Source organism: Stenotrophomonas sp. NPDC077420 (assembly GCF_044543385.1).
In the GTDB taxonomy this organism is placed as follows: Bacteria; Pseudomonadota; Gammaproteobacteria; order Xanthomonadales; family Xanthomonadaceae; genus Stenotrophomonas.
In genome coordinates, this window is sequence record NZ_JBITVZ010000003.1 from 117,505 (window position 1) to 128,320 (window position 10,816).

The 10,816-nt window shown below is 68.0% G+C and carries 12 protein-coding genes; all 12 read right to left on the bottom strand.

Annotated features, from left to right (window positions below; all coding sequences use genetic code 11):
* Nucleotides 1-4 precede the first annotated feature (4 nt).
* The gene (fliE, locus tag ACIGII_RS04205; protein ID WP_145477728.1) at nt 5-364 is read right to left on the bottom strand and encodes a flagellar hook-basal body complex protein FliE; all 360 of its coding nucleotides are present in this window, start codon (nt 362-364) and stop codon (nt 5-7) included.
* Between the two features lie 336 nt (nt 365-700).
* On the bottom strand, nt 701-1,726 hold the full coding sequence (locus tag ACIGII_RS04210; RefSeq protein WP_399634093.1) for a YadA-like family protein: 1,026 nt from the start codon (nt 1,724-1,726) through the stop codon (nt 701-703).
* A gap of 239 nt (nt 1,727-1,965) precedes the next feature.
* Nucleotides 1,966-2,139 carry a hypothetical protein gene (locus ACIGII_RS04215; RefSeq protein WP_399634091.1) on the bottom strand — a complete coding sequence of 58 codons (174 nt, stop codon included), beginning with the start codon at nt 2,137-2,139 and terminating at the stop codon, nt 1,966-1,968.
* 212 nt (nt 2,140-2,351) lie between these two features.
* Complete coding sequence (locus ACIGII_RS04220) at nt 2,352-3,845, bottom strand: sigma-54 dependent transcriptional regulator (RefSeq protein ID WP_399634089.1); 1,494 nt, start codon at nt 3,843-3,845, stop codon at nt 2,352-2,354.
* Nucleotides 3,842-4,219 (bottom strand): response regulator transcription factor, encoded by a 378-nt coding sequence (locus tag ACIGII_RS04225; RefSeq protein WP_399634087.1) that lies wholly within the window; start codon nt 4,217-4,219, stop codon nt 3,842-3,844. Before ACIGII_RS04225 ends, ACIGII_RS04220 begins: the two co-directional genes overlap by 4 nt.
* Nucleotides 4,220-4,232: 13 nt before the next feature.
* Nucleotides 4,233-5,642, bottom strand: coding sequence for an RNA polymerase factor sigma-54 (rpoN, locus tag ACIGII_RS04230; RefSeq protein WP_399634086.1), 1,410 nt, complete (start codon nt 5,640-5,642; stop codon nt 4,233-4,235).
* 266 nt (nt 5,643-5,908) lie between these two features.
* On the bottom strand, nt 5,909-6,541 hold the full coding sequence (locus tag ACIGII_RS04235; protein WP_399634253.1) for a response regulator: 633 nt from the start codon (nt 6,539-6,541) through the stop codon (nt 5,909-5,911).
* Between the two features lie 268 nt (nt 6,542-6,809).
* Nucleotides 6,810-7,391 carry a PilZ domain-containing protein gene (locus tag ACIGII_RS04240; protein ID WP_399634084.1) on the bottom strand — a complete coding sequence of 194 codons (582 nt, stop codon included), beginning with the start codon at nt 7,389-7,391 and terminating at the stop codon, nt 6,810-6,812.
* Entirely contained in the window at nt 7,388-7,693 is a 306-nt protein-coding gene (locus ACIGII_RS04245; protein ID WP_399634082.1) for a hypothetical protein, read from the bottom strand. The genes ACIGII_RS04240 and ACIGII_RS04245 overlap by 4 nt, the downstream gene beginning before the upstream one ends.
* The gene (gene fliS / locus ACIGII_RS04250; protein WP_145477720.1) at nt 7,693-8,109 is read right to left on the bottom strand and encodes a flagellar export chaperone FliS; all 417 of its coding nucleotides are present in this window, start codon (nt 8,107-8,109) and stop codon (nt 7,693-7,695) included. The genes ACIGII_RS04245 and fliS overlap by 1 nt, the downstream gene beginning before the upstream one ends.
* 94 nt (nt 8,110-8,203) lie before the next feature.
* Nucleotides 8,204-9,586 carry a flagellar filament capping protein FliD gene (fliD, locus tag ACIGII_RS04255; RefSeq protein ID WP_399634080.1) on the bottom strand — a complete coding sequence of 461 codons (1,383 nt, stop codon included), beginning with the start codon at nt 9,584-9,586 and terminating at the stop codon, nt 8,204-8,206.
* Between the two features lie 389 nt (nt 9,587-9,975).
* On the bottom strand, nt 9,976-10,816 hold an 841-nt coding region (locus ACIGII_RS04260), incomplete at its 5' end, for a flagellin (protein ID WP_399657420.1).

The window sequence follows — 10,816 nt, forward strand, 5'->3', positions numbered from 1 at the left end:
ATCCTTACAGCGGCATGTTCATCACGTCCTGGTAAGCCTGGACGAGACGGTTGCGGACTTCCACGGTGGCGCGGAAGGCGATCTGGGACTGCTGGGAGGCGACCATGACCTTGGCCAGGTCGGCGCCGGGCTCGCCCAGTTCGAACGCGCGGGCGAGGGCGCCGGATTTCTGCTGCGCTTCGTTGACCCCGGCAATCGCGCCGCGCAGGGTGTCGGTGAAGCTGGGGCCCTGCACGTCCTGCGGGGCGACCAGGCCCTTCAGCGCATTGGTCTGCGGGCTCTCGGCGAGCGGGCTGACCGGCTGCCCGACCTGGGTCTGGTAGCTGCGGATCTGGGAGAGGATCGAGGTGACGGAGTGTGACATCTGGAACGTTCCGGCTGATTGGGGGATCTCGAGTGATGACGTTGCAAGCCCCGTGCCGAAACGGCTGAGTGGTTCAGCGATGTGGTGATAGCGGGCTGCAGGGACCCGATGCGCAACCGGTCACCTGGCGGGCGCGACGGAAAGCCGATGTGTCGGTACGCCGCCGGGCTGCCGCCGGCGCCCCGGCGTCGGGAAACCGACGCCGGGCCGGTGGCGCGGGTCGCGCGCCGTTGCGGTGCATCTTGGCTGGCATGGCGGGGGCCGGCCAACGGCCGGCGCTACCGGAGACAACGACGCCCGGGCTGGCCGGGCATCTGGACCCGTTGCGGGGACCGGTTACCAGGTGAAACCGGCGCCCACGCCTACTGAGCTTTCATCGCCGCTCCTGGCGCCACCGACGGACGCCGTGAAATGCTCGGTGAACCGGCGGCGGAACGTGGCGGCAAATGCGTTTTCGCCCTCCGACCAGCCCACTCCGGCACCCAGGTAGTTGCGGCCGACATCGGGCATGCCGGAGCTCTGTACGAATGCGGCGGTCATGGCCGCCTGGCGACTGATGCGCTTGTCCATCGTGCGCAGGCTGTCATCCATGGCGTTCAATCGGGAATCGATGCCCGCGAAGCGGTCGTTGGCCTCTGCCCTGAATTGTTCCAGTGCGGCTGCTGCGCCGCTCGCCATTCCGCCGATCTGGTTGATCTGCTGGTCGGTGTACTGGTTGGCGGCCACCAGGGTGTCGCCGGCGACCTGGTCGGCGTAGGTGTTCGCTTCGGTCAGCGTGGCGTCGGCCTGGGCATCGGTGTAGGCGTTGGCCGAGTTGAGCGTCGTGGCTGCCGTGTCGTTGAGTTGGCTGACATTGACGCCGTCGGTGCCCGCAGTGCCCGCGCCGACGTTGGTGATGCGGCGCTCGGCGCCCGCTGCGCCGACCGATACGGTGTCTGCCTGGTCAGCGACCGAGTTGGCGCCAATGGCGATGGAATTGCTTCCCGTAGCGGCACTGTTGAACCCGACCGCGGTGGTGGCGTCTCCACTGCTGGTGGCACTGCGGCCCAGGGCAGTAGTGAACTCACCGGAGGCGTTGGCCAGACCGCCGACAGCGACCGCGTTACCGCCGGCGGCACTGCTGTCGGTACCGAAGGCTGTGCCAAGCCCTCCGCCCGCTGTCGCGCCGTCACCGCAGGCGAAGGCGCTGCCGCCGGTCGCGGTCGGCGCGGTGCCGCCGGTCTGGTTGCAGACCGACTGGGCCAGTACGGGAGACGCTGCTGACAGGAATACGCCAAGCGCCGCGCCGGTGATGAGGATGGAACGGGCGAGGGCGACGCGCGAAACACCACGCAGTGCAATGCGATACCAGGAACGATCCATGGCGGAGATCCTCGGGTGGCAGCGCGCCCGCCGGGGCAAGGCCGGTCAGACGATCTGCATGAATCCCCCGATTCCCCGTACGCGTCTCCCCCGCATACGGCTGCTGGCGACGCTATGCCCGGTGCCGTCACGAACAGGTGAAGGAGGCAACCTGCCGGACACCCGCTGGAAACACGCACGGCGTGCAGCGTGACCGAAGGTCCGGGAATATCCCGGGCCTCCTGTGCCTGGTGTCCGCCTCAGGTCTCTGCGCCACGCGAAGCCGATACCTGCTGGTTCACGAGCATTTTCAACGTCGCCAACTGCTCGGCAGTAAGCTGTTGCAGACCTCCCTTGGTCAGCGTTTCGAAGCTCTGTGTGGCACTGGATGACGTCGTCCCATCGTAGGTCGGCGGTTTGTTGTCGGTAGCCATGGTCATTACCCTCGAACGAGCGAGCGTCGACCACCGCTGCCGATGGCGACGCCGCTGCAACTACCCCCGGTTCCCCGCGCAAGGCGGGTGCGGCGACTGTTTCAGGTCATCCGTTCGGCGTGGGTGAAAGAGACGGGAACGAAATCCATCGGCCGAAACGGACAAGGCCCGGGACGAGCCCGGGCCTTGCGCTGTATTCCAGCCTGGGGCGATCAGCCGGCCAGTTCTGCCTGGTCGCGTTCGATGCCGTACTTGCGCAGCTTCTCCACCAGGGTGGTGCGGCGCAGGCCGAGCAGCTGGGCGGCGTGGGCGACCACGCCCTGGGTCCGCTCGAGCGCCTCGTTGATCAGGGTCAGCTCGATGTTGGCCATGTGGTTGCGCAGATCCAGGCCGGCATCGGGCAGGGCCGGGGCCTTGGCATCCGCTGCGCCGCCATTGGCCGCGGTGGCCGCATCGGCGGCCGGGGCATGGAACGAGAAACTGCGCAGGTCGAGCCGCTCATCGCTGGGCGCTGCCGCGGCAGGCGCGGCGGCCGGTGCAGCCACGGCGAAGTCGCCGCGGTAACGGGCCGGCAGGTCCTGCACGCGCACGCTGGCGCCGGGATGCAGCACCGCCAGGCGCTCCACCAGGTTGGTCAACTCGCGCACGTTGCCCGGCCATTCGTAGGCGGCCAGGGCCTGCAGTGCTTCAGGGCTGAAGCGCACTTCGCCACGGCCGGTGCGGGCCAGCTGTCCGGCGATGGTGGTGACCAGCGCCGGCAGGTCCTCGCTGCGCTCGCGCAGTGCCGGCACCTCGATCGGGAACACGTTGAGGCGGTAGAACAGGTCCTCGCGGAACTTGCCCTCGGCAATGCGCGATTCCAGGTCGCGGTGGGTCGCGGCGATCACCCGCACGTTGCAGCGGATGGTCTGGTTACCGCCGACACGCTCGAAACTGCGCTCCTGCAGCACGCGCAGCAGCTTGACCTGCATCGGCAGGCTCATGTCGCCGATTTCGTCCAGCAGCAGGGTGCCGCCCTCGGCCATTTCGAAACGGCCCTTGCGCGCGCTGAGTGCGCCGGTGAACGCGCCTTTTTCGTGACCGAACAGCTCGCTTTCCAGCAGCTCCGCCGGAATCGCACCGCAGTTGATCGCCACGAACGGACCGTCGCGGCGCGGCGAGCGCTGGTGGATGGAACGCGACACCACTTCCTTGCCGGTGCCCGACTCGCCCAGCACCAGCACGGTGGTGTCGAATGCGGCCACCTGTTCGATCATCTGGCGCAGCGCGCTCACCGCCGCACCGTCGCCGGTCGGACCCTGGTCCTGCACGGCACCGGCCTGGTGTTCGGCATCCAGCCGCTTCAGGCTGGCACGGCGCAGCAGCGCTTCCATCTGTGCGTGGCGCAGCGGCGCTTCCAGCGGCCACACGTTGGCTTCATGCAGGCCGTGGCGTTGCGCGAAGGCGCTGGCGTCGCCGTCGATCAGCATGACCGGTGGCGGCAGTGCACCCTGGCCGGCCCAGGCGAAGAGAGCCTCGCTGCGCTCGCCGGGTTCCAGCCCGCCGATGATCACCGCCATCCAGTCGGTGGCGCGGTGGCGGGTGGTATCGAAGTCGGCCGCGTCGGCGACCCAGCGCGGGTTGAAGTCCATGAATTCCAGCAGGCTGACGGTGCGTTCGGCGCGCACGGCGTCGTTGTCCAGCACCAGGATGCGCGACTCGCTCATGGCGTGGCCTCCTTCAAGCCTTCCAGAATCGGCATGACCTCCTGGATGTAGGACAGTTTGCTGACGAAGTTGTCGGCGCCGGCGCGCAGCGAGTGCTCGCGGTGCTCGACGTCGTCGAAATGGCTGGCGATGACGATGTACGGCGCGTCGTCCTGGCTCTTGATCAGGCGCGTGGCCTGCAGCCCGCCCATTTCCGGCATGGCCAGGTCCATCAGCACCACCTGCGGGCGCAGCGCCTCGGAGCGCTCGATGGCTTCCAGGCCATTGCCGGCACTGCCGACCACGTCCAGCCAGTCGACCTTGCGGAAGTGGCGCATGGCCGCGTTGATGAAGCCTTCGTGGTCGTCCACCAGCAGCACGGTGAGCTTGTTCATGTCGTGTACTTCCTCAGCCCACCCGGGCCAGTAGCGGGGTGCGGGCACTGTGCCGGCGGCGTTCACGGGCCGGCGCGATGTCCAGTTGTTCGCGGTATTTTGCAACGGTTCGGCGGGCAATATTCACCCCCTGGCGTGACAGAAGTCCCGCAATGGCTTCATCGGCCAGCGGTTTGCCGGCCGGTTCGGCGTCGATCAGGCGCCGCACCATGGCCTTCACCGCCTGGCCGGAGACGCTGGCGCCTTCCAGGCGCACGGCGAAGAAGTGCTTCAGTTCGAGGGTGCCGCGCGGGGTCTGCAGGTACTTTCCGGTGGTGATGCGCGAGACCGTGGACTCGTGCATGCCGATCGCATCGGCCACTTCCTTCAGGGTCAGCGGCGCCATGGCTTCCTCGCCACGGCTGAGGAAACCGGCCTGGCGTTCAATGATGACCCGGGTGGTGCGCAGCAGGGTGTCATAGCGCATCGACAGGCCGCGGGTCAGCCAGCGGGCTTCCTGCAGCATGTCGCGCAGCGGCTGGGCGCTGTCGCCTGCGTCGGCCAGGGCGCTTTCATAGCTGGCATTGATGCTGAGGCGGCGGCTGGTGGCCGGGTTGAGGGCGACCCGCCACTGACCGTCGGCATGCCAGGCCACCACGTCCGGGATGACCGCCCCGGCGGTGTCCGGCAACAGGCTCTCGCCCGGGCGCGGCTGCAGCGACAGGATCAGGCGCACCGCTTCGTGGATGTCGGCCACTTCGGCGTCCAGCTGGGCGGCGAGGGCGGCGTAGTCATGCGTGGCCAGCAGCGCCAGGCCGTGGTCGAGTACGCGCTGGGCCAGGGGCCGGGCCGGCACGCGGCCGTGCAGGGCACGCAACTGCACCGACAGGCATTCGTACAGGTCGCGGGCGGCCAGGCCGGCCGGGTCGCCGTGCAGGATCTGCTGGCGCACCGCTTCCACGCCCGCCGCGTCGACGTCGCAGTGGGCGCTGGCCAGCAGGGTCAGCTGCTCCAGTGGCGCATCCAGGTAACCGGCGTCGTCGCAGTGCTCCAGCCAGAAACGGGCCACGGCAAGTCCGCGTGCGTCCAGCTCCAGCGACAGGCGCTGCAGGGCGCGCAGCTGCGGGTCGCTGGATTCGTCGGCGGCGATGCGCTGCAGGCGGTCGTCGTCGCCGTCGTGCCAGCTGGCGCCGGCCACGTCCCACATGGCCGGCTCGGGCAGTTCGTCGAACGCGGCCACTTCCACCGTGGTGCCGGCGTCGGTGCTGGGCGCCGCTTCCGGCGCCGGGGCTTCGTCCAGCTCCAGCAGCGGGTTGGCCTCCAGCGCACGGGTGATCTCCAGCTCCAGCTGCATGCCGTCCAGCTGCAGCAGGCGGATCGACTGCAGGAGCTGCGGCGTGAGGTGGAGCTGCTGACCCAGCTGGGTCGACATGGTCGGCTTCATGTGTGTATTCCCCGTCGCACCGACTCCCCGGTGCGTTATGGAACACATCTTGCTTGTGATCCCCTGTGGGGGAAATCAGGGGGTTCCTGAGTGGGGTCGTCAGGTTCCTGACAGGGTGTAGGGAAATTCCCTACCGTATTCCGGTTTTTTGACGCCGTTTTCGGGCGAAACCCCTGTCGTTGCGTGGACCGGGGGCGGCGTGGCTGGATCGGAATTCCGACGGCGGCCGCGCTGATGGCCTTCTGGTGTCGGGGAACCGACGCCGATCACTCCAGTTCGTGCTGGTGCCGGGCGGCCAGCAGCAGCAGATCGTTGGCGCGGCGGCAGCCGAGCGACTCCATCATGCGGGCGCGGTGCGTCTCCACGGTCTTGACGCTGATGCCGAGGTCGGCGGCGATTTCCTTATTGCTTTCGCCCTTGCCGATCTGGCGCAGGATCTCGCGCTGGCGCGGCGACAGGGCGGCCACGCCCACCGGCTTTTCGCGGCCCAGCATCGGGGCCAGCATCTTGGCCGAGATCTGGGGGCTCAGGAACACCTGCCCGGCATGTGCGGCGCGCAGGGCCAGCTCCAGTTCCTGCGGGGCAGCGTCCTTGACCACGAAGCCGACCGCGCCGCGGTCCAGCGCGTCGCGCACGTGCACGGCATCGTCGTGCATGGTCATCATCACCACGCGGGTCCCGGGCGCACGCACCAGGATGTCGCTCAGCGCCTCCAGCCCGGTGCGGCCGGGCAGGGACAGGTCCATCAGGATCACGTCGGGCGAATGCAGCAGGGCCATCTGCAGGGCCTGTTCGGCATTGCTGGCCTCGGCCGCCACTTCCACGTCGGCAAAGCCCTGGAGCAGGCGACTGAGGCCGGCGCGGACCAGGGTGTGATCGTCGACGATGAGAACGCGCACGGGCAGGAGGGTTGCGAAGGTCAAGAAGTTCTTCACATTACCGGACCTGGCGCCGGGAGCCAAGCGCGAGGCAAGGCCAGGCGCGAGGCAACGCCAAGCGCGGTAGATCCGACTGTTAGTCGGATTCGGCGTTTCGCGGATTGCCTGGGCCGGCCAACGGCCGACGCTACCGGGACCTGGCGTTTCGCGGATCGCCAAGGCCGGCCAACGGCCGGCGCTACCGGGACCTGGCGTTTCGCGGATCGCCAAGGCCGGCCAACGGCCGGCGCTACCGGGCCCGGCGCGCGTCCGCTACCTGTCGGCGATGCAGCCTGAACAGATGGCGCTCCAGGGCCATTTCCAGCCCATCGCTCATGGGTTCGAAGCGCAACCACAGGAAGTACGAACCACTGCCGCTGGCGGCTTCGGCCGCAACGGACACCGGCAGGTCGATGTGATCGGGCAGCCAGTCGGAGGGCTGCAGGCGGATGGTTCCCAGGCTGCCGGCCGGGGCGCCGGTGCGCGCGCCGAGTTCAAGCCGGATGCCCCGGTGCGACCAGCGCAAGGGGCGCAGGTCGAGGTCCTCGGCACGCTGCCGGACCAGGCGGCCCAGCAGCACCATGGTCAGGTCGAGTTTGGCTTCCAGGCGCTGCAGCTGGGTGCTGGTCTCGCCCCGGTCATCATGGCCGTCGTCGCCGCGGGCGTCCTCGACCAGGGCGACGCTGCGCAACAGGGTTTCGGCGCTGCCCGGACGGATCACCGCGCTGCCCAGGCGGAATTCGGCCGGCAGCGCGAGTTCGCAGCTCAGCGTCTCATCGAACAGCTCGCTTTCGGCCGGGTGATGGATGTCGCTGGGGCGCGGTTCGTTCATGACAGGGATTCGGCGGTGAGGTAGGCGCGCGCGGCGCGGCCGGCGGCAACGCCCTGGCGCAGATGGCGCGCCGCGTCATCGCGCTGCTCGCCCATCATCCGCAGGATGCGCTGCTGGCGGCCTTCGAGCGCGGTCAGGCCGGCCACGTCGGCCAGCGCGTCGGGCTGCGCCAGCCAGGCCCGCTGGTGGCGGTCCAGGTCATCCAGCGATTCACCGGCGGCCAGGTAATCGTCCACGCGCAGGGCGGCTTCCACCGCGTCCAGGTCGGCGTTGAGGCAGGCCAGTGAAAGCCCGGCGTCCATCACAGGGCAACCGCAGCGGGCTGGCGCTGGTCGTGCGGAATGGCATTCCACGCCGCGTCGATCTCGCCCAGCAGTTCCAGCGATTCGCGCAACGCCTCGGGGTCGTTATGCAGGTTGGCTTCGGTCAGGCGCTGCATGACGTAATCGTACAGAGCCGACAGGTTGCCGGCGATTTCACCGCCGGCCTCGTGATCCAGCGAACCGTTCAGATGGCCGACGATGGCGCAGACCTCGCCGATCGCTTTGCCTTTGCGCGCCTGGTCGCCGCCTTCGAGGCAGGCCTGGGCCAGGCGGACGCGTTCAAGCGCGCCCGACAGCAGCAGGGCGACCAGTTTGTGCGGGTCGGCATCGATGATCGAGCTCTGCACGCCGACCTTGCGGTACTGCTCGGTGAATTGACGGTTCGAACCGTACATGGATCCTGTCTCCTTCGTGCGGGCCGGGGCGCCTCGCGGTATGCATCGTTGGTACCGATATCGGCCGAGCGCGCGCCCAACTTGAGCGCCTGGCTCAACCCGACAGCTGGCTCAGCTGCTGGCTCAACGCCGAACTGCTCTGGCTGAGTTTGCCCATCAGGGCGTCCAGTGCGAGGAACTGCTTCTTGTAACGCTCCTCGACACCGGTCATGCGCACGTCCAGCGCGGCGCGGCGCTTGTCGATGTCGGTCAGGGTGGCGTTGATGCTCTTGGTGCGGGAGACGAAGGCGCCTTCCTTGCCGACCGTCGTGCTGGTGTAGCCGTCGACCATGTTGAACAGCTTGGTGGCCGCACCGTCGTCGCCGGTGAAGGCCTGGCGTACCGCACCGGCCTGGTTGACCAAGGCCGCTTCGAACTTGGTGTTGTCCAGCACCAGGCTGCCGTCGGCATTGGGGTAGGCGCGGGTCTGCAGGCCCAGGGTCTTGGGGTCGAGGCCGTTGGCCGTCAGGTCCTTCAGCACACCGCTCATCATCGAGCGCAGCTGGCTGGCGGCGCCGCGCATCTGCGCGTCGCCGGTCAGCGAGGACGGCTCTTTGTTCTCGATGTCGTACTTGGTCGCCGTGTTGATCGCCGCGAGCGCGCCGTTGTAGGCGGTCACGAAGTCCTGCATCACCTTGCGCGCGGCCGCCACGTCGCTGCTAATGGTGACGTTGCTCTCGCCAACCTTCTTCAGGTTCAGGGTCAGGCCGGGGACCACGTCGGTGACGGTGTTCTCGCTGGCGACCACGGCCACGCCGTCGATGGTGAGCTTGGCGTCGGCCGCCGGGGTGCGCTCGGACATGCTGGCAGCAAGCGCGGTCAGGTCGGCGTTGCCGCTGCCGGCACGGAGCTTGATCGCGTTGGCGGTGCCGGACTTCTCCTGCGACAGCGAAAGGTACTGGTCGTCGCCGGAGGCAATCAGGGTGGTCTGCACGCCCAGGCTGCGCGCGGCCTTGTCGATCTTGGTGCGGATGGAGGACAGGGTGTCGTCGGCCTCGACCTGGATGTCCAGCGACTTCATCTTGTCGCCCACGCCAACGTCCAGCGTCAGGGTTCCGGCGCCGAAGGCCTTGGTCTTGGGGATCGCAGTATCGGCGATCCACTTGTTGGCGGTCGCCAGCTGCTCGACCTTGACCACGTGGGTGCCGGTGGCGGCATCGTTGGTGCCACTGGCGGTCAGGATCTCGTCGGTGCCGCTCTTGGTCACGTTGAACAGGCGCGCGTCGAAGGCAGTGGAGGCCTTGAGCGCCTTCAGCGAGGTGCTGAGCACGTCGAACGCGGATTTGACCGTGCCCACCGCCGACAGCTGCATCTTGGCCTTCGACTGCTGCAGGTTGAGCGCGTTGTCCGCAGGTTTGCGGTCGGCCGCGACCAGGCTGGCCACCATGCCGGAAATATCCAGTCCCGAACCGATGCCGCCGTAACCAAAGTCAGCCACGCTGTTTCTCCTGTCTGTCAACGAAATTAGCGGCCACGGCCGCCGGGTCTTTAGATCCACGTTGATGCAGGAGTTGTGCCAGCGGCAGGGCGCGGAAGATTGGCACGCGCATTGCAGGGCATATAGGGCGGGACGCGGTACGGTCCGGCCAGGGGTCTGTAAAAAACCCTCCCCCAATGCAGGGGAGGGCTCAGGCTACTGAAAAAAGCGGGGGGAGACGAAGCCACCCGGGGAGTTCAGTCAAACTTACAGCGCTGATAACGGTTCGGCCGCAGGGGCGGGCGATGGCCACGGATGCCATGGACATGGCCCGGTCCTGCAAGGGGTTTGGTGCTTCCTGGGGTTTGCCCGCGCCGCCGGCGGAAATGCCGGCGGCGTGGACGCGTGGCTCAGCGCAGCAGGCTGAGCACGTTCTGCGGCACCTGGTTGGCCTGGGCCAGCATGGCCGTACCGGCCTGCTGCAGGATCTGGGTACGGGTCAGCTCTGCGGTTTCCTTGGCGAAATCCGTGTCCTTGATGCGGCTGCGCGAGGCGGACAGGTTTTCGGTGGAGGTCTGCAGGTTGGCAACGACCGAGGTGAAGCGGTTCTGCACCGCGCCCAGGTCGGCACGGGTGTTGTTGATCGAGCTCAGCGCCTTGTCGACGATTTCCAGCGCCTGCTGGGCACCGGCAACGGTGTCGATCTTCAGGTCGGACAGGTGCGAAGCGGTGGTGTTGGCGGTGACGTCGGTGGTGGTGACGCCGGCCACCGAAGCGCCCGCGCCGGCCACGGCCAGGTCGGCCAGCTTGGCATCGGCCTTGACCGAGGTCAGGGTGATCTCGCCGGCGATGGCGGCACCGTTGGCATCCACCGCCTGCGCGGCGAGCAGGCCGGTCTCACCCAGCTTGCTGCTGATGGCGGCGGTGATCGCCTTCACTGCGTTGGCCTGGTTGGCCGCATCGGCGCCGGCGACGTAGTCGAACTTCACATCGCCCAGCGCTATGCCGCCGACGGTCATCGCACCGATCGTGCCGCTGGCCAGATCGGCCCCGTCCACTTCGATCTTGCCGGCGGTGGCGAAGGTTGCCGCGCCGAGCGCGCTGGCCTTGGCATTGACCACCTTGTCGATGGCGATGGCCTGGCCTGCGTTGGCACCGACCTGGAACAGCTGGCTGGAGAACGAACCGTCCAGCAGCTTGGTGCCGTTGAAGTCCGACTGCTTGGCGACGCGGTCGATTTCGCTGACCAGC